General features: G+C 51.2%; 16 protein-coding genes and 1 pseudogene. 14 read left to right on the forward strand and 3 right to left on the reverse strand.

The features are described 5' to 3' along the window. The first annotated feature begins 340 nt into the window (after positions 1-340). The 8 genes from ggt to ACN4EG_RS16575 all read left to right on the forward strand — a co-directional run bounded on the left by ggt (position 341) and on the right by ACN4EG_RS16575 (position 10,408). Positions 341-2,191: a gamma-glutamyltransferase gene (gene ggt, locus ACN4EG_RS16540; protein ID WP_431631049.1), complete on the forward strand. Its 1,851-nt coding sequence runs from the start codon at positions 341-343 to the stop codon at positions 2,189-2,191. Between the two features lie 180 nt (positions 2,192-2,371). Then, a complete protein-coding gene (locus ACN4EG_RS16545) occupies positions 2,372-3,430 on the forward strand; it encodes a glycosyltransferase family 2 protein (RefSeq protein ID WP_431631051.1) in 1,059 nt (352 codons plus the stop codon). A 92-nt stretch (positions 3,431-3,522) separates the two neighbouring features. Continuing rightward, positions 3,523-5,436 carry an ABC transporter ATP-binding protein gene (locus ACN4EG_RS16550; protein WP_431631052.1) on the forward strand — a complete coding sequence of 638 codons (1,914 nt, stop codon included), beginning with the start codon at positions 3,523-3,525 and terminating at the stop codon, positions 5,434-5,436. Further along, on the forward strand, positions 5,433-6,401 hold the full coding sequence (locus ACN4EG_RS16555) for a glycosyltransferase family 10 domain-containing protein (RefSeq protein ID WP_431631053.1): 969 nt from the start codon (positions 5,433-5,435) through the stop codon (positions 6,399-6,401). The genes ACN4EG_RS16550 and ACN4EG_RS16555 overlap by 4 nt, the downstream gene beginning before the upstream one ends. An 82-nt stretch (positions 6,402-6,483) precedes the next feature. Continuing rightward, positions 6,484-7,485: an Npun_R2821/Npun_R2822 family protein gene (locus ACN4EG_RS16560; protein WP_431631054.1), complete on the forward strand. Its 1,002-nt coding sequence runs from the start codon at positions 6,484-6,486 to the stop codon at positions 7,483-7,485. Then, the gene (locus ACN4EG_RS16565) at positions 7,461-8,183 is read left to right on the forward strand and encodes a Uma2 family endonuclease (RefSeq protein WP_431631055.1); all 723 of its coding nucleotides are present in this window, start codon (positions 7,461-7,463) and stop codon (positions 8,181-8,183) included. Before ACN4EG_RS16560 ends, ACN4EG_RS16565 begins: the two co-directional genes overlap by 25 nt. A gap of 174 nt (positions 8,184-8,357) precedes the next feature. After that, complete coding sequence (locus ACN4EG_RS16570) at positions 8,358-9,275, forward strand: Npun_R2821/Npun_R2822 family protein (protein ID WP_431631056.1); 918 nt, start codon at positions 8,358-8,360, stop codon at positions 9,273-9,275. A gap of 152 nt (positions 9,276-9,427) precedes the next feature. Beyond that, a complete protein-coding gene (locus tag ACN4EG_RS16575) occupies positions 9,428-10,408 on the forward strand; it encodes an NAD-dependent epimerase/dehydratase family protein (RefSeq protein ID WP_431631057.1) in 981 nt (326 codons plus the stop codon). 405 nt (positions 10,409-10,813) lie between these two features. On the opposite strand, the gene ACN4EG_RS16580 is transcribed toward ACN4EG_RS16575, so the two are convergent. Both ACN4EG_RS16580 and ACN4EG_RS16585 read right to left on the reverse strand, forming a co-directional pair. After that, complete coding sequence (locus ACN4EG_RS16580) at positions 10,814-11,854, reverse strand: amino acid ABC transporter permease (RefSeq protein WP_431631059.1); 1,041 nt, start codon at positions 11,852-11,854, stop codon at positions 10,814-10,816. A gap of 67 nt (positions 11,855-11,921) precedes the next feature. Then, positions 11,922-12,899 (reverse strand): amino acid ABC transporter permease, encoded by a 978-nt coding sequence (locus ACN4EG_RS16585; protein ID WP_431631061.1) that lies wholly within the window; start codon positions 12,897-12,899, stop codon positions 11,922-11,924. Between the two features lie 164 nt (positions 12,900-13,063). Between ACN4EG_RS16585 and ACN4EG_RS16590 the strand changes: the two genes are divergently transcribed. Together ACN4EG_RS16590 and ACN4EG_RS16595 are read left to right on the forward strand one after the other, a co-directional pair. Next, on the forward strand, positions 13,064-14,272 hold the full coding sequence (locus ACN4EG_RS16590; RefSeq protein ID WP_431631063.1) for a glycosyltransferase: 1,209 nt from the start codon (positions 13,064-13,066) through the stop codon (positions 14,270-14,272). A 218-nt stretch (positions 14,273-14,490) separates the two neighbouring features. Next, positions 14,491-16,758 (forward strand): PAS domain S-box protein, encoded by a 2,268-nt coding sequence (locus ACN4EG_RS16595; protein WP_431631064.1) that lies wholly within the window; start codon positions 14,491-14,493, stop codon positions 16,756-16,758. A 300-nt stretch (positions 16,759-17,058) separates the two neighbouring features. Here the strand turns inward: ACN4EG_RS16595 and ispF are convergent, their stop codons facing one another. Further along, on the reverse strand, positions 17,059-17,535 hold the full coding sequence (gene ispF, locus ACN4EG_RS16600) for a 2-C-methyl-D-erythritol 2,4-cyclodiphosphate synthase (RefSeq protein WP_431631066.1): 477 nt from the start codon (positions 17,533-17,535) through the stop codon (positions 17,059-17,061). Positions 17,536-17,775: 240 nt separating this feature from the next. On the opposite strand from ispF, the gene sppA reads away from it, so the two are divergent. The 4 genes and pseudogenes from sppA to ACN4EG_RS16620 form a co-directional block, all read left to right on the forward strand. Next, positions 17,776-19,722, forward strand: coding sequence for a signal peptide peptidase SppA (sppA, locus tag ACN4EG_RS16605; protein WP_431631069.1), 1,947 nt, complete (start codon positions 17,776-17,778; stop codon positions 19,720-19,722). A 10-nt stretch (positions 19,723-19,732) separates the two neighbouring features. Further along, the gene (locus tag ACN4EG_RS16610) at positions 19,733-21,166 is read left to right on the forward strand and encodes a vWA domain-containing protein (RefSeq protein WP_431631071.1); all 1,434 of its coding nucleotides are present in this window, start codon (positions 19,733-19,735) and stop codon (positions 21,164-21,166) included. Between the two features lie 68 nt (positions 21,167-21,234). Next, a complete protein-coding gene (locus ACN4EG_RS16615) occupies positions 21,235-21,999 on the forward strand; it encodes an ABC transporter permease (RefSeq protein ID WP_431631072.1) in 765 nt (254 codons plus the stop codon). Between the two features lie 76 nt (positions 22,000-22,075). Further along, positions 22,076-22,567, forward strand: a pseudogene (locus tag ACN4EG_RS16620) (circadian clock KaiB family protein); the annotation flags it as partial.

Genomic DNA, 22,567 nt, shown 5'->3' on the forward strand with positions numbered 1-22,567 from the left:
AGGACGAAAAAAGCAAACTCGAAATGTTCCAGCAGGACTGATCGGTTTCAGTCAGGGTTTCCCCTACTTTTCCCCGATTTGTTTATCTATCGATCGCAGCAAATTTTGATGAAGGAAAATCCAGCGAAATCACTGAAGTTGATAGGCCACGTAGCCTGTATAGGCCATTGATTTACTAGGTTTCACAGAGGTCATACCAGCCGTTGCCGACGGTGTCACAGTGTCATAATGAAAAGCGATCGATCGCTGTGTGAATGGCGGTTATGTTGATCACTGTGGTGATAGCGGTGTGGATCGCAGATCCCTTGTCAACGGAGTCAGGAATTTTAAGAGGTAACCTGTGCAAAATTTAGGGTCAGTTTTTGTGCCAGGATTTCCGAACGATCGCAACGGAAAAGGGCACCGATCGGGCTGGACGATCGCCGCTCGAACTCTGGGGGTGCTGGTGCTGGTGGGTGGGTCGATTGGTTTCGCCCCATCGGCCCGCGCGATTCCTGGCGAACCGCTCCTCGATCGGGCCTCCAACGGCATGGTCACTTCAGCCCACCCCCTAGCTAGCCAAATTGGCCGGGATGTCTTAAAAAAGGGCGGCAATGCGGTGGATGCGGCGGTGGCGACGACCCTCGCGATTTCCGTGGTGGAACCTTTTTCGGCGGGGCTGGGGGGTGGGGGATTTCTGCTGTTCCACGATGGCAAAACTGGCAAGACTGTGGCTTTGGATTTCCGGGAGCGGGCACCCCTGCAAGCCACCCGTAATCTCTATCTGGATGCCCAGGGCAAAGTCCGTCCTAAGGCCAGCACAGAAGGTGCTTTGGCGGTGGCGGTTCCGGGGACGATCGCGGGACTGGCAGAAGTACACCAACGCTACGGCAAGTTGCCCTGGAAAACCCTGGTGGAACCCGCGATCGAACTGGCGGATCAAGGCTTTTCCGTCAGTTGGCAATACACCCGCGCCAGCCAATGGTCGCAATCGGTGCTCAAACAGCCGGAGGCCCAGCGGATCTTCACGCGCCAAGGCCAGCCCCTGCAACCCGGCGATCGCTTGATTCAAACGGATTTAGCCAGAACCTTGCGATCGATCGCGATTTCTCCCCAGAACTTCTATCGGGGCACCGTGGCCCAGGCGATCGTCCAGGATGTGCAAACCCAGGGCGGAATTTTGTCGATCGAAGACTTGCAAACCTATCACCCCATCTGGCGGCAGCCCCTCTGTGGCCCCTTTCGGCAGTACCAGGTGTGCTCCATGCCGCCGCCGTCCTCCGGGGGGGTGCACCTGCTACAAATGCTGAATCTGCTGGATACACCCACGCTGTATTCCGGCGGTTGGCACCATCCCGATACGGTGCAGCGAATGGCCGAAGCGATGCGGATAGCCTACCGCGATCGGGCGCAGTATCTGGGCGATCCGGATTTTGTGGCGATTCCCATGCAGGGGCTGATCAGTCCGGCCTATGCCCAACGGCGACGCGGAGAAATTAACCTCAACCGAGCGACCCCCTCCGGTCAGGTGCCGCTGGTCGATCCCTGGCCCTTTCAAGCGGAGAAACCCAAGGTTCCTGGAGCGAATCCCGCCGGGTCGAAGCAGTTGAAACCGTTCCAGCCCCAGGAATCCGACGATACGAGCCATCTCACTGTTGTCGATCGCGATCGCAATGCCGTTAGCCTCACCTTTACAATTAACCTCGGCTTTGGGTCGGGAGTCGTGCCGAAGGGGACGGGAGTGCTGTTGAATAACGAAATGGATGACTTTGCCGTAGCGCCCAATACGCCCAACGCCTTCGGTCTGGTGGGGGACAATGCCAACGCGATCGCCCCCCGCAAAACGCCTCTGTCCAGCATGACGCCCACGATCGTGACGGAAAAGGGCAAGTTTCGTATGGCCGTTGGCTCCCCTGGCGGCAGTACGATTATTACGACCGTGCTGCAAAGCTTGCTGAACCATCTGATCTATGGCATGGATATCCGCCGATCGCTCGCCGCGCCACGCATCCATCACCAGTGGCTCCCGGATGAACTGCGGGTGGAGCAATGGGGCTTGGATCCCTTAACGCGGCAAGCGCTGGAACATCGGGGCCAGCAACTGCGCGATCGGGACAGTTGGGGCAATGCAAACGGCATTGTGGCACTTCCCGACGGTAGCTTGGAAGGGGCAGCGGATCCCCGTGGGGAAGGGACAGCGGCGGGATGGTAAGGGGGCTGAGGGCATTGCCGATCGCCTAACACCTGAATTAGAAGGATGTCGCAATTGATGCCTCAGTGCTATTCCTGATCGGGGGGTTTTGCGGCAAACTGTTGATTTACCCATGATGCTGTCCATACTGAGGGGGGATATCGGTCGGTTGATGGATTTTCCAGGAATCCCAGGGGCCGAATGCAGGTCACCCAATCGATCGCACGCAGTTTAGATGGCACCACCATGGCACCTAAAGTTTCCATCATCGTCAACTGTTTTAACCAAAGCCAGTACCTTGCCCGATCGGTGCAAAGTGTCTTGGCACAAACTTGGACGGATCTGGAATGTCTGATTGTGGACGATGGTTCTACGGATGCCACGCCTCAGGTGGCAGCGGAATTGGTGCAGTCCGATCCCCGTGTGCAATATTTCCGTAAAGAGAATGGTGGGTTGCCTGCGGCCCGTAATTTTGGTGTGGCCCAAGCCCAGGGCGACTGGATTCAGTGTTTGGATGCCGATGATTGGATTCATGCTGATAAAATTCGGGCACAACTGGCGCAGGTGGAAAATCGGGTTCCCCAGGGCTTGGTGATTTACTGCGATTATGAACGGGTGTTATTAGATGCCGCTGATCAAATTGTCGATCGACAGCCCCATGCCATTGGTCAACTTTCTTCGGAAGCGTTGATTCAGCGGCTGTTGCTGCCAGATTTCCTGGTGAATACGCCCCACCCGGCCTTGCAGCAATGTATGTTGATGCATCGCAGTGTTTTGGTATTGGCGAAATTTCCGGAGCAGTTCAAGGCGCTGGGCGATCGGTATTTTGCGATCGAAATTTTGCAGCAGGGCGCAGAGTTTGTCCATACCCCCATGGTCGGTGCGTTTTACACGAAACATCAAACCAATCGCACCAATAATTGGGCTTACATGTGCAGTTACTACATTCTGTTTTATGAAACCTTGGCGCAGCAGTATCCTCAACGGTTATCCCAATGCCAAGCCGCGATCGATTTATTAATCAATGAAGCGATTCAGGAGAAACAAACGGAAAATTTTCAACGCATTGTCAAGATGTTAACGATTCCAGTGCATTTAAAGCTGTGGAATCAAGTGTTTACGGTGCGCCAACGCTGGCTGCTACGAGTGCTGTATCAATTGCGCTGCCAAACGCCTAACTTTATTCTGTACGAAAAATACCGAGGGCCGCGTTCCCAGCGCGTTTTAAAATCCCTACGGTTGCTGAAAGCCAATTCATAGATTGGCTGTTCTGCTGTTCGATCGCTCAACTTTATATTGCTCGATCTCCTCTTGCCCGATCTCCTCTTGCCCGATCGTTTGCCCAGGCTCCCATGACTTCACCTAATCCCCTTCTAATCAAATATATTCGACGGTATCCTGGATGGATTGGTCTGACAATTCTTCTAGGATTTTCCAGCGCATTATTTAACGGGGTGAGTACAGCCCTGATTGCTCCGATTCTCCTGAATTTCCTAGGCCAAGCTGAGAGTCTGCAAGGGTTACCCCCCGTGATTGAAAAAACACTGCGGCTGATCGGATTAGATCACAATCCCTCGGCGATCGTGTTGTTTGGGGTAATTCTGGTGGCGATCGTGCTAAAAAATGCAGCGAGTTATGCCAGCACCTTGAGTTCCAGCCACCTGATTCGGCTACTCACCAATGGGATGCGGCGGGATGCATTGAAATTGTTATTGCAAGTTGACCTAGACTTCTTTACCAAGAGTAAGGTGGGGGATCTCGTCAATCGTATTGGTTCTGAAGTGGGGCAGTCTGCCAATGCGTTAAAGGCGACGATCGGAATTTGTATTAACGTGATTACGATTTTCGTCTTTCTGACGCTGTTACTGATTATTTCTTGGAAACTGACGATTATTTCTACGGCGTTATTGTCGATCGTCGCGATCGCGAATCAATACTTTGTTCGTCGGGCAAAACGCTTTGGTTATGAGCTATCGAATAACTCTCGCCTCTATTCGGTGAAGCTGCTAGAAATCCTGAATGGAATTCGATTGATTAAGGCTACGAGTAACGAAACAGCGGAATATGACAAAATCGAGCGACTAATTTCCGATCGCGAAAAAGCTGACTTTCAATCCCAAGCCAATTTTGCGATCGTCGGCCCGGTCAATGAAGTGGCGGGCATTATGACCATTTTGCTGATTGTAATCTTAGGTCGATCGCTGTTTGCGGATCAAATTGCGGCAACTTCGGCATTGTTGTTAAGTTATTTATTACTGCTCTTTCGGATGTTGCCCGTCATTGGTCAACTCAACAGTGCGCGGAATACCTTGGCCAATGCGACGCCCAGTTTAGCGATCGTGGAAGATCTGCTGCGGTTCGACAATAAGCCCCTCATGCCCCAGCGCAATCTCTATGGCTACCAAGGGCTACAGACCGCAATTCGCTTTGATCAGGTCAGTTTTGCCTATCCCGGCCAAGAAAATCCTGTTTTGCGCCAGATTTCTTTGACAATTCCCAAGGGAAAAACCGTGGCCTTAGTCGGTGCATCGGGGGCAGGAAAATCCACGATCGCCGATTTGCTGACCCGCTTTTACGATCCCACCGAGGGCTGTATTACCTTGGATGGTCAGGACTTGCGGGATTTCGACCTACGATCGTTGCGGCGGGCCATGGGCGTGGTCAGTCAGGATACGTTCCTGTTTAACGATACGATTCGCAATAACATTGCCTACGCCTGTCCCGAAGTAACGGAAGCTGAAATTATTGCGGCTGCCCAGCGGGCCAATGCCTATGAATTTATTCAAAAATTGCCCCAAGGGTTAGACACGCTGATTGGCGATCGGGGGGTGTTACTTTCCGGTGGCCAGCGGCAACGGCTCGCGATCGCCCGTGCCCTCCTGCGCGATCCGGAAATTTTGATTTTGGACGAAGCGACGAGTGCGCTGGACACGGTGTCTGAGCGCTTGGTGCAACAGGCGATCGATGATTTGAGCCGCGATCGCACAACCCTGGTGATTGCCCACCGCCTTTCGACCATTCAAAAAGCCCACCAAGTGGTTGCCCTCGATCGGGGGCGAGTGATGGAACAGGGGACTCATACAGAACTGCTCCAACAGGGCGGTTACTACGCTAAACTTTGTGCCATGCAGTTTGGTGATTCTCAAAGTGATTCTCACAGTGAATCCAACAGTGATGTTGGGGATGATGCAAATCAGGATACCCACGGCGATTATGTCGTTAATTTGACGGGAAATTCTGCCAGTTCCCAGGAGGTGGTGCGATGAGTTCAACCGTGATTGGGATGATGAGCAGTTATGTGGGGCTGAATCCCTGCTCGATCGATTGGCTCTGGAATCAAGCGAAGCAACCCTTTGGTCAATGGGATCGCATTCAAATGTTAGCCAATGCGGATCAGCCGGATTTCATGCTGATGTATAACTTCCATGACTTTCCTCAACTACCGCAAAAGCATTGGAATCCCATCAAAAATCAACGCCGCCAAAAGCAGTATTTAGATTTACAAGCGGCCCTAGAGACCAAATGCCGAGGGGTACCACCGGAGCGCACAATTTTTCTCTGGCGTGAGCCGCCGTTGACCGAAATTGCCCATAAAAATATTGCCACCTATAACCAGGCAAAGCCTTACTGTTACTACATTTCCGGGCCGGATGACCACGCTCCCCAGCCAGACTACATGCCCGCGATTTGGTACGTCAATAATACCTTTACTGAACTGGAGCAAATGCCGCCGCCCCCCAAGGTTAAGCCCTGTAGTTGGATTACCTCGGGCATCGATCGCACAGCTAATCACCGGACTCGCCTAGCGTTTCTGCAACTGATTTACCAGAGTAATCTGGACTGTGACTTTTATGGTCGGGGTTTGCCAGCTTGGGCTAAGGCCAGTGCGATTAATAACAAGTGGTACGGCATGGCTCCCTATCACTACAATTTAGCGATCGAAAACTATGCCGATAATGACTGGTATGTGAGTGAAAAACTGTGGGATTCGCTGCTGTGCTGGTGTTTGCCGATCTACTACGGTGGCTCTGCGGCGGATAAACTCCTGCCACCGGGGAGCTTCCTGAGATTGCCGAGTCTGGATGAAAAAGGCTTGCAGTACATTCGGGAAGTGACGGCCACGCCGGATGCTTGGTATGCAGCGAAGGACGCGATCGCCGAAGCCCGTCAAATCATCTTGCACAAGTTGAATTTGATGAACTGGCTCGCGGAGTATGTGGCCAAGTTTTAAATGTTGTTGGACTGTTAGTTACTGGACTGTTAGTTACTGGACTGTTATTGGAAGCGTCGTTGAGGAGAGAACGGGTTAAATCATGGATGGTATTTGTACCCTGGCCAACGATCGGGTTTTGGATCAGACGATCGCCCTTCTCAACAGCATTGAAGCAACGATGGGGCCGGAGTTTCCCGTTTGCATTTTTCCCTACGACGATCGCTACGATCGACTAGCGGAGGCGATTCAATCGCGACCTCAGGTACAAGTCTTTTGCGATCTCGCTGTATTGGACTATTGGGATGGTTGGGCGCGGGCCATGTGGGATGCCTGCCCCTCCGCAAAGCAGCGCTGGCAGGAAATTACCCCCGATCCCTACTATCGATTTGGCACCCATCGGCGCTTGGCTGCGTTTTCTGGGCCGTTCGATCGATTTCTCTATATGGATGCGGATACGTTGTTGCTCCAGGATGTGCGTCCGCTATTGCAGCGATTGGATGCCCATGGCTGGATCGTCTACGACTTTCAACATCGTGATCTTTCCCATGTGTATAATCATCGATCGCCAAAACTCTCACAGGTATTTTCGAGCGATCGCTTAGAGCAAGAAATTTTCTGTTCAGGTTTCTATGGGGCGAAGCGAGACACTTTTTCAGCAGAACAGTTGCAACAATTACTGACCCATTTACAAGCGGGAGAGTCGGAGATTCTCTACTGCATGGCTCCTGACCAAACGTTGTTGAATTATTGGGTGATGCGATCGAATTTGTTGGTCTATAACCTAGCGCTGGAACTGCCGCAGGACGCTCGCACGGGCTGCTGTGTGACCTCGGATCACTTTGTCTATCGCGATCGGCAGCTTTACGATAATGGGGTACCGCTGACCTATTTACATTACATTGGCTTATCATCCAGTTTGTTTCAACGGCTCTGTGCGGGGGAAAATCTAGCCTTGCCCTACCGAGATATTTTTCTGCAATACCGCTACTGGCATGATCCCAGCCAGAAGCCCCACTTTACGGGTAAACCTCGTGCGGGCGATCGCTCACCCTTGGCCGATCGCATTTTGAAAAAACTATGCCGTACCCCGATCGGGCACTAACAGATATCTTGCTAGTCAGCAAAGCGATCGGGCTGTTATCTTGGGCGGGAATCCACTACCATGGTAAGCACCCTGATCGCGGGAGGTTATCCATGACCTACACGCCCCAAAAAACGCTAACCTTCGATGAATTCATTGCCCAGTATGGGGATGAGCCGCGCTATGAACTGATTGACGGAGAATTGCGGGATATGGACCCAACAGGTCCCCATGAAGCGGTGGCTGGCAAGGTAGGAGGATGGTTGTTTGCGGAGATTCTGCGGGCGCGTTTGAATTGGTTTATTCCCAAAGGTTGTCTAATCAAGCCTCCCGCCACGGAGGCCACGGCTTTACGCCCTGATGTCATTGTCCTGGACGAAGAACTGATTCAACAGGAACCCCTTTGGCAGCGGGAACCCATCATTACCCGTGGCAGCACGATTAAATTAGTGGTTGAAGTGGTCAGCACCAACTGGCAGGATGATTATGCGCGGAAGGTAGAAGAGTACGCGCTACTAGGCATTCCAGAATACTGGATTGTGGACTATCGGGGACTCGGCGGCCTTGCGTTTATTGGTAAACCGAAGCGACCCACATTGACGGTTTACTATCTGGACGGTGACGACTATCGGGCAACGCAATATCATTTGGGAGAACCGATCGCCTCTCCGCTGTTCCCCAATCTGCAACTGCGGTTAGACGATCTTTTGCCGCGATAATCACAAGTTGTGATCATCACAAGCTGCCGAGGTAACGGGTTTTCCAGCCATCGAAGCGCGATCGATCTCGCTAGAAATTTGCGTAGGAATGGGCGGAAGGGATTTATTTTTACCTACGAATCGGGCACTCTAAGGCAGTATCCTGCGTTGAACGCACCTTTGAAGGAGTTCGCCATGAGTCGTGGCATTTACATCACAGCGAATGATAAAGTGACCGATCATGCGATCGCGCTCCTAAATAGCATTCGTTTATATGACACCGAAACCCCGATCGTCTTAATCCCCTACGACGATAACTACCACAACATTGCTGCACTGCTCAATCAACGTTTTGGTGTTACGGTCTACGAAGATTTGGAATTGATCGATCGGCTGTCTCGGCAATTACACGAAACCTTTGGCGGCAACTTCTTTGCTCGGCCTAACCAGTTTCGTAAACAAGCCTGTTGGTTTGGCCCCTTCGATGAATTTCTCTACATCGACACCGATATCGTTGTCTTTGAAAAAATTGTTGATAACCTCAATTACCTTCAGGACTACGATTTCCTCTGCTGCGACTATCAACATCGCGGGGGCATCAAAAACGTTTTTTCCGAAACCGTGTTAACCGAAGGCATTTTCACTGAGCAGGATCTGCAAGATCTGTTTAATGGTGGCTGGTGGGCCTCCAAAAAAGGGGTGATTCAGGAAAAAGACTTACTGGAAACCTTTGCTGAATGCGCTAAGCATCCGGAATTCTTTGACTTTTCCCAAAAGACCTCCGACCAGCCCATCATCAACTACATGATTCTCAAGCGGGTGGCCAAACGCTTCAATGTTGTGCGACGGGAAGGCGGTGCCCCCGGTAGCTGGGCGGGGAGCCCCCAGTTTATGGTGAAAAACGATCGACCCTTCGATCCCACCTGTAACCAGCCCTTGCAGTATCTCCACTGGGCGGGCATTCGGATTCAGCCCGGTTGTCCCTACTGGGATCTGTGGGCCAAGCATCGCTATCTCGGCGAAACCATGCCGACCTTTGAAACCCGGATCCCCCCAGCCCAATCTCCAAAAGCCAGCTTTTTAAAGCGATTAGTGAATAAAGTCAGAGGCTAAGATCGAGGATTTCTGGGGTGCCACCCGCCGATCCGCAGGACTAGGATTGAACCCAGAGAGCACTCAGCAAATTTCTGTTGGGGGATGAAATCGCGGATGGCGAAGGACAAGCTTTCAATTTACAGTATTATCCTGACCCAATAGGATGCCGTATGGGAATAAATGTTGTAACAGGTGTGGCTGGATTCATCGGTTCTCATGTCGCCGAAACCTTGTTGAAGCAAGGCGATCGAGTGATTGGGATCGATCACTTTAACGATTACTATGATCCGAAATTGAAGCGACGCAACCTGCAAAGCTTTGCCGATCATCCAAATTTTCAACTGATTGAGGGCGATATTCAATTCCTAGACTGGAATTTATTGCTTCAGGATGTGGAGGTTGTCTATCACCAGGCCGCGCAGGCAGGGGTGCGAGCTAGCTGGGGGACGAGTTTCCGGGCTTATACTGAGCGGAATATTAACGCGACCCAGGTGATACTAGAAGCGGCTAAGGACGCAAAACAACTGCAGCGGTTTATCTACGCTTCCACCTCGTCTATCTACGGTAATGCGGAAACCCTGCCCACCTATGAAACCATTCCGCCCCAACCTGTTTCGCCCTACGGCATTACCAAATTGGCCGCAGAACGGTTGTGTGGGTTGTATTACGACAACTTTGGTGTCCCGTTTGTGTCCCTGCGCTACTTTACGGTTTATGGGCCTCGCCAACGGCCAGACATGGGCTTCCACAAGTTCTTTAAGGCGGCCATGGCCGATCGCCCGATCGATATTTTTGGCGATGGGCAACAAACCCGCGATTTTACGTTTATCAGTGATGCTGTGGCTGCCAACTTAGCCGCAGCAAAGGCTCCCGGTGCAGTGGGGGAAATTTTCAACATTGGTGGTGGGAGTCGAGTCGTGCTGGCGGATGTGCTGAACCTGATGGAAGAGATTATCGGTAAACCCATCCAGCGTAATCACATTGAAAAGGCGCGGGGCGATGCAAGGCACACGGCGGCAGATGTGACCAAGGCGCGGGAAATCCTAGGCTACAATCCGCAGGTCACCCTACGGCAAGGTCTGGAACAGGAATGGGTTTGGATTCAAGCGTTATATGCTGAAGCGGCTTCGGCTGGTTCGTCTATGGGCTAAGCTGACGTCGGCTCAGCTTACGCGGGCTCAGCTTTCTATAGGCTAAGTGATAGTCCTGAATTCAAACTGTAACCGTAAGTGATTTCTCAAATTTGGTATCCCTAGGAGTCTGTGACAGATTGAACCTGTTACAGACTTTTTTATCGGTTCTCGCGGAATACCCCGCTCGTCTACCCGGCGGGGATGGATAGCGAGGGTGCGGTAGCACCAATCTCTCAGCATCGTAGCAGAAAGACTTTTAACACATCTTATGATGAATGTACTATCACAAGATTATCGTGGGGGGTAGTCCTATTTCTTAAAGGATGAAGAATAATCAGACTTCGTCGAAAGCTTTGTAGCAAAGACCTTTCAGCTTAAGGTTATTTTCTCTATCCTTTACGTCAGGGCACTACCCTAGCTCGTTTAAGATTTCTGTTTTTCAAGATTACGGCTGACTTGGGACATGCTGAAACAGACTACCCAGTAAACTAAACCAATAAATAGATACACCTCCGTTTGCCGATCGCTGAAGTCTGGTTGGGAAAGAATCGTACGAGAAATGCCCGTCAGTTCAAACATAGAAAACAATCCCAACAGTGATGTATCTTTAAACATAGAAATAAATTGGCCTACAATTGCAGGAGTTGAAATACGCAATGCCTGTGGCAATACAATTAATGCCATGGTTTGTAGCGTATTTAACCCCAAAGCTTTAGCCGCTTCGGATTGTCCCTTGGGAATGGCTTGCAACCCCGATCGCACATTTTCCGCCAGATATGCCGCATTAAACAGCATTAGCCCCGCGATTGCCCGTATGACCCGATCGAGTCGAATTTCATCGGGCAGCAGTAATGGCAACATCACCTGCGCCATAAATAAAATCCCGATTAACGGTAAGCCCCGCACCAGTTCAATGTAGCCCGTGCAGACCCACCGGACGATCGGCAAGGCCGATTGTCGGCCTAGGGCCAGCAAAATACTGAACGGAAACGCCAGCAAAATACTGACTGCGGCAGTGAATAGCGTCAGAAATAACCCACCCCATAGGCTCGTTCGGACAAACTTCAACCCCAAACCGCCATTGGCAAAGTAGGCGATCGCGCAAAAGGAGATCGGGAGCAAGGCATAGAATCCCAATTGGAGACGCTTGTTTAACCGCTGGCTCTTTAAGATGAACTGTCCCGCCCAGAGTGCGGTCATCCCGACCACCACACCCAAGACAGCCCACATCCGCCACACCTGATTCACCGGATAGCGACCCACCAGGAACAGACGCAGATTCGTCGTAATGACAGCCCACTGCGCTTGCGCCAGCCACCCCCAAAGCCCATAGCCTACCCACCCCAAAAAAGCGAGGCAGAGCAGCGTTAATAAACTATTTAACTTCGTGTTGAAAAGATTTCGCTGTAACCATTGGTAGATCTGTATTTTTTGGGAATGGGGGGGGTGGGAATTCTGCATCATCGTGACCCTAATCAATAATTACAAGCGATCGATTGAAGGAAGGCGTTCCATCGGTGATTCTGCTCAGTTACCGTTCCACAAGCTGCACACGACGATTGAATTGATTTAAAACCCAGGCGATCGCTAAACTCAGCGACAGGTAGGTTAGGGAAATCAGAATCATCACTTCCACAGCACGTCCCGTTTGGTTAAATGTAGTCGATGAAACGGCATACAAATCGGGATAACCCACGGCGATCGCCAAACTGGAGTTTTTTGCCAAGTTCAAATATTGATTGGCCAAGGACGGAATCATCGATCGCAGTGCCTGGGGCAGAATGATCAGCCGTAGGGTTTGCCCAGGGAAGAAACCGAGCGATCGGGCCGCTTCCCATTGGCCCTTGGGAACGGATTGAATGCCCCCCCGCACAATTTCAGCGATAAACGTTCCCGTGTACAGCGTCAATCCTGTCAACAGTGCCGAAAATTCCGGCGAAAGCTGCAACCCCAACAGAGTAATGCCCCCCTTGCTGAACTGGAGCAGTCCCCAGGAAATGCCCTGATCCGACTTAGTCACACTGGTGAAGACAAAGTACCAAAACAGCAATTGCAGCAGCAGTGGCATGTTGCGCAGGGTTTCCACATAGACCTTGGCAATTTGTCGCAGGAGCCAGTTATTGGACAACCGAGCCACCCCCGCCACAAACCCCACTAAGGACGCGATCGCAATTCCACTCAGAATCACGCGCAGGGAATTGAGAAAGCCGACAAACATCGCCATGGCATAGCGATCGCTGGGTTGGTAAGCGATCGGTGTTTCACCAATACTGAACCCCGCCTGGGATTCCAAAAACTTAAAGCCCAACCGAATTCCCAAGCGTTTGAGATTGTGATCCAGGTTGTAGCCCAGGTAGCTCAAGGCCGCGACCACTAGCACCACCACGATCGCCTGCCACAGGAATTGCCAGAACTTCGCCTGTCGCCACCAGCGAATTTTTGGTCGTGAGGCTGGCCCTAGGGATGGGTCATTCTGTTGTTGCTCCGGATTGTGCCCAGTGAAACCCATAGCCCTCCTGTAATTCGCCACCAGTCTATTATCCAGCAGAGAATCCTATACTGGAAAGCATGCCAAAAAGATCTACCCTCTTTGGGTTGTAAGGTGGGTAATGCTCCCAGCATCCTCCCTCGCCTTTGTTTCTTAGACATTGCCCTATCGTTGCATGCCCCCGTATGACCCCCTCGATCCCCCTCAGCCTTTGCATGATTGTTAAAAACGAGGCAGTGAATCTACCCCGTTGCCTAGATAGCGTCAAAGATGTGGTCGATGAAATGATCGTGCTGGATACAGGGTCAACGGATCAGACGATCGCGATCGCCCAGTCCTACGGTGCGAAGGTCTACGAATTTACCTGGTGTGATGATTTTTCTGCTGCTCGCAATGCCGCACTGCAATACGTCACCGGGGATTGGGTCTTGGTGCTAGATGCCGACGAAGTTCTACTCCCCGCGATCGTGCCGGCCTTAAAAACCACCATCCAACAGCCCAAGGCTCTAGTCATCAACCTCGTGCGACAAGAAGTGGGAGCCACCCAAGCCCCCTATTCCCTCGTGTCTCGCCTCTTTCGCAAACATCCTGCCCTTCACTTTCAGCGCCCCTACCACGCCATGATTGACGACAGTGTTGAAGCGCTGTTGCAGCAGGAACCCCACTGGGACATTCTCAACCTACCGGATATTGCCATTTGGCATGATGGCTATCAGCCGGAAATGATTGCCGCCAGGGATAAATGGAACAAAGCCCGCACCACAATGGAAGGCTTCTTAGCTAGGCATCCCAACGATCCCTACGTCTGTAGCAAATTAGGAGCGCTGTATGTTCAGTTAGGAGAAACAACGCAGGGAATCGAACTTTTACAACGGGGTTTGCAAGCAACTACGATCGATGCAGCAACGCGATATGAATTACATTACCACCTCGGTTCTGCTTGCCAAGAATTGCAAGAACCTTTACAAGCCGATGAGCAGTATCAGCAAGCCATGCAGCAACCGATCTTACCAATGCTGAAGCTCGGGGCATTGCATAATTGGGCAGCTTTGCGACAAACCCATGGGGATTTGGAAACTGCAAAGTTGCTCTACGAACAGGCATTAGCGATCGACCCCCATCTCACCACCGCCCATTACAACCTCGGCATGACGCTGAAGGCATTAGGCGACTTTGCTGGGGCGATCGGGCATTATCAAACGGCCATTCAACTGCAACCAGACTACGCCGACGCCTATCAAAACCTAGGAGTTGTCTTACTCAAAGTTGGAGATATGGCTGGGAGTCGTGCCGCCTTCCACCGGGCGATCGAACTTCATCAGCAACAAGGTTCTCCAGAAGCTCAACGGCTTCAGCAAGCTTTAATGGATATGGGAATGATGGGAGTTACCTAGGTCAAAGCTCCGTAAATATATGGGCAAATCGACTCCTGACTCCGTAAATACACTTATTGCAGATTAATTTTAGGTAAAGATAGCTTTTGCAACATAGTTAAATATTCGGGAATTTTCAGATCAATGGTGGAATGTTAGTGCACGAAGGGAATTCTGGAACCATACATAGATGTCTTTTAGCATCGTTCCCGTGCTCCCTTTATCTAGGCTAAGGTGTTATGGTAGTTCCCGTTGATTTGAGTGCACAAGTCTCTTCAGCAGCCACTTTTAATCACCCCCTTGTTTCTGATGGATCGACTCCTGATGCGCCCCTCTCTCTACAAGAAGTTCAGTTTTTACAACAATTGTGGGATGCAATAGACTATGGCATTTTTGTTTTAGAGGTCATTGAGAACGGTCAGGATTTTCGGTACGTCAAATTTAACGCTACGATGGCGCGTACCAGTCCAATTCCCGTCGATTACTTATTAGGGAAAACAGTTCGGGAAGCTCTCCCTCCGATGATTTCAGATATCTGCATGCGGCGTTACCAGGCTTGTTTATCCTCTAAACAACCTGTTTCTTTTGAGGAACATTTTGAACATGATGGGCGAAGAACTTGGTGGTTGTTGACAGTAGCACCCTTGGTTCAAGGACCATCTGGCATTCAACAACTGATTGCAACCACCGTTGATATTACTGTTCAAAAAGAAATTGAGGCGGAAATTGGAATTCGCGAAGCTAAATTTCGGCGCTTTGTGGAAAATGCAGATGATTTGATCTACGAAGTGGCTGCCGATGGCACCTTCACCTATCTTTCGCCTCAGTTCAAAACAATGTATGGCTATGAGGTCAAAGAATTTTTGCATCAATCCTTTGGATCGATCGTTCATCCTAGCGATTTACCCCGAGTGATTGCCAGTAACCAGCATTTACTAACCACTGGAGAACGACAATTAGGGTTAGAGTTTCGGACTCGTCGAAAGGATGGAAGTTGGCTTTGGCTTGTCTGTAATAACTCCCCTATTAAAAATAAATTAGGGCAGGTGATTGGGTTTCACGGCATTGCACGGGATGTTAGCGATCGTAAAGCAGCAGAGACCAAGCTCCAAGAACAGACCCGCTATAAAACCCTGTTAAGCCAAATTGCCAATCAAATTTGCAACGCACTCAGCTTCAACACTGTGATTGAAACGACGATTCATGCCATTCGGGATCTGTTAGAGCTGGATTGTTGTGGGTTTAGTTGGCTGTGCCCTGATGACGCTGAACCAACGTGGGAAGTGATCATGGATACCCAATCGGAGGGCATTCCGAGCTTCGTCGGCCAGTATCCTGCTTCTATTTTGGGATCTGCTCCAGAAGTAATCATCCAACAACAGATGATTATTATTAACGATCCCCAGGAGATTGAAGATCCCATCTTCCGTAGCCTGGTGGAATCCTTAGGTATTAAGTCCGATATTCTCCTACCCATCAAAACAGGAACCCAACGGATTGGGCTGTTGTTTGGGAGCTACATTCATAAACAGCACTACTGGACTGATAGTGAAATTGAGTTATTGCAAGCGGTAGGAGATCAACTCTCGATCGCTATTGACCAAGCAGATCTCTACGCCCAAACTCGGGCAAAAAGCCAGGAACTGGAACTTACGCTTCAGGAATTACAGCGAACCCAGGCTCAAATGGTTCACCACGAAAAAATGTCGAGTTTGGGCCAACTAGTGGCAGGAATTGCCCATGAAATTAATAATCCTGTCAACTTTATTCATGGGAATATTTCCTATGCAGCAGAATATACCCAAGATCTCCTGGGTTTAATTGAACTCTATCAGAAGGACTATCCTAATCCGACGCCAGCGATCGCAGAACACATTGAGGAAATTGATCTAGAGTTTCTCTGCCAAGATTTACTAAAACTATTGGGTTCCATGCGGGTTGGAACAGAGCGCATTCGTGAAATTGTTAAATCCCTACGGTTATTCTCCCGCTTGGATGAATCGGATATTAAATCGGTGGATGTTCACGAGGGAATTGATAGCACGTTGATGATTTTGCAAAATCGCCTCAAAGGCAAACCCAATTGTCCTGGAATTCAAGTCATCAAACAGTATGGAACCCTACCTCAGGTCGAATGCTATGCAGGACAGCTCAATCAAGTCTTCATGAACGTCCTAACGAACGCGATCGATGCACTCGAAGAAAGGGATAGCCATCGCACCATCCCGGAAATGGAGGCGCAGCCCAGTCAAATTACGATTACGACTTCTTTGGTGGATAGTCAGTGGGTGGAAATTGCGATCGCGGACAATGGGCCAGGAATTCCTGAAGAGATTCAAAGTCGCATTTTCGATCCATTTTTTACAACCAAACCCGTGGGCCAAGGAACCGGAATGGGACTCTCGACCAGCTATCAAATCATTGCCGACCGGCACCAAGGAAGTCTAACCTGTACCTCAATGCTGAAGCAAGGCACAACGTTTGTGATTCGTATTCCCAAACAGTAGACCAAATTGATAGATCGCTGCCATAGAGCCTATCTCCTCTAGCTCCCCTTATTTGGGGGGCATTCAGTCAAATGATTCCAAAATCTCCCTAATTAAGGGGCTTTAGGGATTTGCCAAAAAATAATATCCCCTCTTCATCCCCCCACCCTCCTACCCTTTTACTCTCCTACCCTTTTACTCTCCTACCCCCTATCCAATTGGGATTTTATTTATACGCTGTTCCCTTAGGGGCGCGGCTGGTTGACAAGCAAAACTATGATTGTCTTCACGATCGTACCTACCGCTATACCTTTCTAACCACTACTTTTCTAGCAGCACCACCGCATAGGCAACGATCGCGTCCTCCCGTCCTACAGCATCCTGTTTCTCATTAGTCGTCGCTTTGATGCCGACTAAATCGGGATCGATGTTGAGCACTTCCGCCAAGCGATCGCGCATGGCAGGAATGTGGGGCTTGAGCTTAGGCCGTTCTGCGATCACCACTGAATCCAGGTTCCCAATGCGCCAACCCCGATCGAGAATGAGTTGATTCACCTGTTCCAAAAGCTTGAGGCTGTCTGCACCTTTCCATTGTGGGTCAGTCGGCGGAAAGTAGTGGCCAATATCCCCCAAGCTCAAGGCCCCTAGCATCGCATCCATAATGGCGTGGGTCAGGACATCCGCATCACTGTGTCCCAGTAATCCCTTAGAATGATCGATTTTAATTCCGCCTAGAATCAAATCCCGTCCTTCTACAAGGCAGTGTAGATCGTAGCCGTTGCCGATTCGAATTGCCATGGGTGTACTGATCTCGAAAACATTGACACTTTAACAGCTTACGGCATCTTTCAGCGCTTACGGTATGGCTGAAGGATACGGTTTTTAGGGACGATCGGGCTACGATTATGCGCATGAGATTGTCCATCCTGTCGATCACAGAACCCAGCGATCGCTCCCGCCCAACGATTTACTCGCCACCGTCCAGAAATTGTTAACCGAATCTGGGTTCTCCTGATTAGCATAGAGAAGACAAGTACATTGCAAAATCAGCGATCAGGCTGGCGATCGGGGGTGGACAAATCTTGGCCTAACGGAAAAGTCCGCCCTGGCACCGATGCCCTCGCGTTTGCCCTCTCGTTGTGGCTCCTCTCGTCGTCCTACTTCTGCGGTTTTCATTCTATGCGCGACTTCCTTAAGACCACCCTGGCGACCCTGTTGGGGCTGTTGATTTTCTCCGGCGTTAGTATCGGGGGGCTCCTTTTTCTGATCATCGGTCTGGCCAGTTCTCGCGGCCCTGGCCCTGAGGTCAAGGATAAAACGGTTCTGGTGATGGACTTAGCGCAACCGATCACGGACTCCCAGCCGGAACGCAGTCCCCGTGAGGTGGTGAATGAAACCGTAGCGGGAAGTTTGCAGAACAGCGTTACGCTCCGTACAGTTTTAACCACGATCGATCAAGCGGCTAAGGACGATCGCATTCTGGCGCTATACCTCACCGCTCGCAACTCCTCCAGCCGCAATGTCTCCGGCTACGCCACCTTAAAGGAAGTCCGGGAAGCCCTCCAACGGTTCAAAGCATCTGGCAAAAAAATCTACGCCTACGATGTGGAATGGGGCGAAAAGGAATATTACTTGGCGTCGGTGGCGGATACTATTGCCATCAATCCCATGGGTTTAGTGGAAATGAACGGACTGAGTGCCCAAACGATGTTCTTTTCCCAAGCGCTCCAGAAGTTTGGTGTGGGGGTTCAGGCCATTTGGCGGGGGAAATATAAATCCGCCGTGGAACCCTTTGTCCGCCAACGCAGCAGCAATCCCAGCAAAGAACAAACCACCAAACTGTTAAATGACATTTGGGATGAGTTCCTGACAACGACGGGCAAGGCACGGAATTTAGACCCCAAGGCGTTACAAAAACTCTCGGATACCAAGGGTGTGCTAACGGCGGCAGATGCGAAGGAGGCGAAACTAGTCGATCGTGTGGCCTATGCCGATGAAGTGTTGGATGAGTTAAAAAAACTGACGGGTGAGGAGCAAGAAACCAAATCTTTCCGAGGCATTTCCCTGCGGAACTATGCTGAAGCTGTCAGCGATCGAGTTGAAAAAGTGTCGGAAAATCAAATTGCTGTGGTCTATGCGGAAGGTGAAATTGTCAACGGTTCCGGGGACGTTGGGCAGATTGGTGGAGATAGTCTTGCGAGAACACTAAGGAAATTGCGTCAGGATAAAGAGGTGAAAGCCGTTGTTCTACGCATTAATAGTCCCGGTGGCAGCGCTACGGCCTCCGATATTATTCAACGGGAAGTGATTGTCACTCGCAAGGCTAAACCTGTGATTGTCTCCATGGGCAGTGTGGCGGCATCCGGGGGCTATTGGATTGCCACCTACGGCGATCGTATTTTTGCAGAACCTACCACAATTACCGGATCGATCGGGGTGTTTGGCCTGTTGCCCAATATTCAAAAATTGGCCAATGACAATGGCATTACCTGGGATGTGGTCAAGACGGGGAAATTTGCCGATGGGGAAACGATTTCCCGCCCGAAAACCCAAGAGGAAATTACGATCGTGCAACGCATTATTGGCCAAATTTACGATCAGTTTCTAACCAAGGTGGCGGAATCGCGCAAGCTGGACAAAGCCAAGGTGGCGGAAATTGCCCAAGGCCGGGTGTGGTCTGGGGCTGAGGCGAAAAAAATTGGCCTAGTGGATGAGCTAGGTGGCTTGGAAGCGGCGATTAAAGAAGCGGCCAATCGGGCGAAATTGGGAGATAACTGGCAGGTGGAGGAATACCCGGAACCCACTAGCTTTGAAGAACGGGTGCTGCGGAGTTTGTTTGGGGCACAAGTTGAGGCTAAGCCCCAGGGGCACGATCCGTTTACAACAGAGTTCAAAAAATTACAGACGGATTTTAATACCCTGCGATCGCTCAATGATCCCCGTGGGATTTATCTACGCATGCCAGAGAATTTCCGAATTGAATAAGGGAGGCTCATTGCCTTCGGGGATTGCAACGAAGATTGGGCCATGGAAAGGAAATCATCCCAACTGGCAATCCATTTCTCTGGGCTGGCAAAGTCCAGTTTCTGGAAAACCCCCCGTCGGATGCGTAGACTTAGGTAAACCGCGATCGCCCCATTCTGATACTCCCTCGATCGCTCAGCCTCACCCGGTTCCCAAGGATTTTTCTATGAAAGTTGGTTTAGAAATTGCCCTCAGCGACGGACAACTAGACGCGACCCAAGCCAACAGCCAGCGCCAAGCGGCTATTTCCGTCTTCGCGCTGCCGGAACCTAGCAGCCGAGAGGTTCCCCTCAACCTTTGCCTCATCCTGGATCACAGTGGTTCCATGCGGGGTAAGTCCCTGGATACCGTCAAACAAGCCGCCAAAGGACTGATTGAAAAACTCACCCCCGGCGATCGGATTGCCATCATTGCCTTCAACCACGAAGCCCACGTCCTCGTGGCCAACCAAACCGTTAACCAACCGGCTGACATTCAATCCCAACTGGATGCCCTCACTGCGACCGGCGGTACCAACATCGACGAAGGCTTAAAAATCGGCATTGAAGAATGCGCCAAGGGGAAGCAAGGCACCGTTTCACAAATTTTTCTGCTGACCGATGGCGAAAATGAACATGGCAACAACGATCGCTGCCTCAAACTGGCCCACGTGGCTACGGGCTATGGCCTGACGATTAATGCCCTGGGGTTTGGCGATAACTGGAACCAGGATATTCTCGAACAAATTGCCGATGCGGGCATTGGTGCCCTGGCCTACATCGCTGCACCGGAGTTGGCGGTGACGGAATTCGATCGTCTGCTGAATCGGGCACAATCCGTCGGCCTCACCAATGCTCACCTGATGCTGAAACTGGCTCCCAACACCCGTCTGGCTGAGATGAAACCCCTCGCCCAGGTGTCCCCTGAGACGATTGAACTGCCCGTGACGATGGAAGGGGATATCGCGATCGCGCGGTTGGGTGATCTGCTGGTGGATGCGCCCCGCGTCGTGTTGGTCAACCTCTACTTCGATCAACTTTCAGAAGGCAGCCACACCGTTGCCCAAGTCCAAGTTCGCTACGATAACCCCCTGACAGGGACCACCACCGCTTCCGATATCTCCCCCATTACCCTGCAAGCCGTTCCTACCTACGCGCCCCATCCCAACCCCGCAGTCCAAACCCACATCTTGGCGCTGGCCAAATATCGCCAAACCCAAATTGCTGAAAATAAACTGCAACAGGGGGACAAAACCGGAGCCGCGACCATGCTGCAAACCGCCGCCAATACCGCCTTACAAATGGGCGATCGGGCGGGAGCTACCGTCCTCCAGGAAACCGCCACCCGCTTACAATCCGGCGAAGCCCTCTCCGAACGCGATCGCAAACAAACCCGCATCGCCTCCAAAACAGTGCTCCAAGGATGATTGGCTAGACTCCTGAGATCGGAGAAGGATCGGGGAATAATAGCAAAGCTTGTCTGGGAGGAATGGATGTGGATACGCCCACACAGTTAATCTTTGCGCTGGGGCTAATTGTCCTAACCCTCATTCTCGTTGCTTGGCAACGGTTGGATCTGCTTGGCAGTGTTGTGGTTGCCGCTGGTCGATCGATCCTGCAAATGATTGTGTTCAGTTACATTCTGGCGACGATTTTTATCGTGCGTGATCCAGTGTTAACCCTCATTGCGGTCTTGGCGCTTCTGCTTGTGGCAGCGATCGTCACCCAAAAACAACTCAGCCAACGGATCCCCTACCTCTTGCCCATTACCCTGGGTTCGCTCTTTCTGGGCAGTAGCGTCACCCTGGGCTATGTCTTCACCTTGGTCGTGCAGTCCACCCCCTGGTACGAGCCGCGCGTTTTGCTGCCGCTGGCGGGGCTGGTCTTTGCCCACGCCATGAACGGAGCCGTGATCGCCGGAGAGCAGTTTATCCACAGCCTCAGCAACAATACCCAGGAAATTGAAACCCACCTTAGCCTCGGAGCCACCCCCGCGATCGCCATTGCCCCCTATCGCCAAGCCGCTATCCGGGCTGGACTGTTGCCCACGCTGAATGCCATGACGATCGCCGGACTGGGGATTCTTCCCAGTTTTATGGGCGGAAGTTTGCTCGCTGGATTTGATCCCCTCCAGGCCGGAGCTTACCAATTGCTCCTGCTCTTCATGACCCTCCTGGCTACCCTTATCACCTTAATCTTGCTGCTGACAGGGATCACCCAACAATTTTTCACCCCAGCCGCGCAGTTACGTCGTTGGTGATCCACAATGTTGATAACTCCCGGTTGTTTCTTTGCGATCGAGAATTCTGGAACCCTATCCGTTCCCCTAACTCTTAATGGAACATCGCTCTGTTCCCACAACTTTCAAGGGCATTGCTCTTTTTACTCCAGGCGGAGACTTAGTTTATTGTATTGACGCCAATAAGCAATCCCGTTGGCACTTGCACCTCTGTGCCGCTTTACAGGATTGGTTGAGCCTCCCAGAACCGCCTCATTTTCTGTTGCCTTGCTATACTGCAACGGTCGATCGTTGGCAAGATACGACGACTGGCGAAGTTAGGACGTTGGCCACCGCAGCACTCCAAGTTCTCCGCTATCGAGCTTTGCTGGAAGGACTCTTTGGTTTAGAGCCCCAACGCTGGCAACTAGTGCAGATGACTCCGGAACTCTGCACCCCGCGCCTGCTCTCCACCTACCGCCAACAATTTCCCATTCTGTGGGAATCCCATGACTGGATAATCCGCCTCAATGAGTTTGATTACGCTTCCTCGATCTCCCAATCTCCAATTTCCCAATCCCCGATCTCCCACTCCCCCACTCCCCCACTC

The sequence above is a fragment of the Alkalinema pantanalense CENA528 genome (assembly GCF_050753345.1).
GTDB lineage: Bacteria > Cyanobacteriota > Cyanobacteriia > Leptolyngbyales > Leptolyngbyaceae > Alkalinema > Alkalinema pantanalense.

What these genes read in the sequence shown, in the direction of transcription:
- ACN4EG_RS16575 (WP_431631057.1), top strand. Translation starts at nt 9,428, where the DNA reads ATGGGAATAAATGTTGTAACAGGTGTGGCTGGATTCATCGGTTCTCAT.
- ACN4EG_RS16595 (WP_431631064.1), top strand. Translation starts at nt 14,491, where the DNA reads ATGGTAGTTCCCGTTGATTTGAGTGCACAAGTCTCTTCAGCAGCCACT.
- ACN4EG_RS16580 (WP_431631059.1), bottom strand. Translation starts at nt 11,854, where the DNA reads ATGATGCAGAATTCCCACCCCCCCCATTCCCAAAAAATACAGATCTAC.
- ACN4EG_RS16545 (WP_431631051.1), top strand. Translation starts at nt 2,372, where the DNA reads ATGCAGGTCACCCAATCGATCGCACGCAGTTTAGATGGCACCACCATG.
- ACN4EG_RS16570 (WP_431631056.1), top strand. Translation starts at nt 8,358, where the DNA reads ATGAGTCGTGGCATTTACATCACAGCGAATGATAAAGTGACCGATCAT.
- ACN4EG_RS16550 (WP_431631052.1), top strand. Translation starts at nt 3,523, where the DNA reads ATGACTTCACCTAATCCCCTTCTAATCAAATATATTCGACGGTATCCT.
- ACN4EG_RS16590 (WP_431631063.1), top strand. Translation starts at nt 13,064, where the DNA reads ATGACCCCCTCGATCCCCCTCAGCCTTTGCATGATTGTTAAAAACGAG.
- ACN4EG_RS16560 (WP_431631054.1), top strand. Translation starts at nt 6,484, where the DNA reads ATGGATGGTATTTGTACCCTGGCCAACGATCGGGTTTTGGATCAGACG.
- ACN4EG_RS16555 (WP_431631053.1), top strand. Translation starts at nt 5,433, where the DNA reads ATGAGTTCAACCGTGATTGGGATGATGAGCAGTTATGTGGGGCTGAAT.
- ACN4EG_RS16585 (WP_431631061.1), bottom strand. Translation starts at nt 12,899, where the DNA reads ATGGGTTTCACTGGGCACAATCCGGAGCAACAACAGAATGACCCATCC.
- ispF (WP_431631066.1), bottom strand. Translation starts at nt 17,535, where the DNA reads ATGGCAATTCGAATCGGCAACGGCTACGATCTACACTGCCTTGTAGAA.
- ACN4EG_RS16565 (WP_431631055.1), top strand. Translation starts at nt 7,461, where the DNA reads ATGCCGTACCCCGATCGGGCACTAACAGATATCTTGCTAGTCAGCAAA.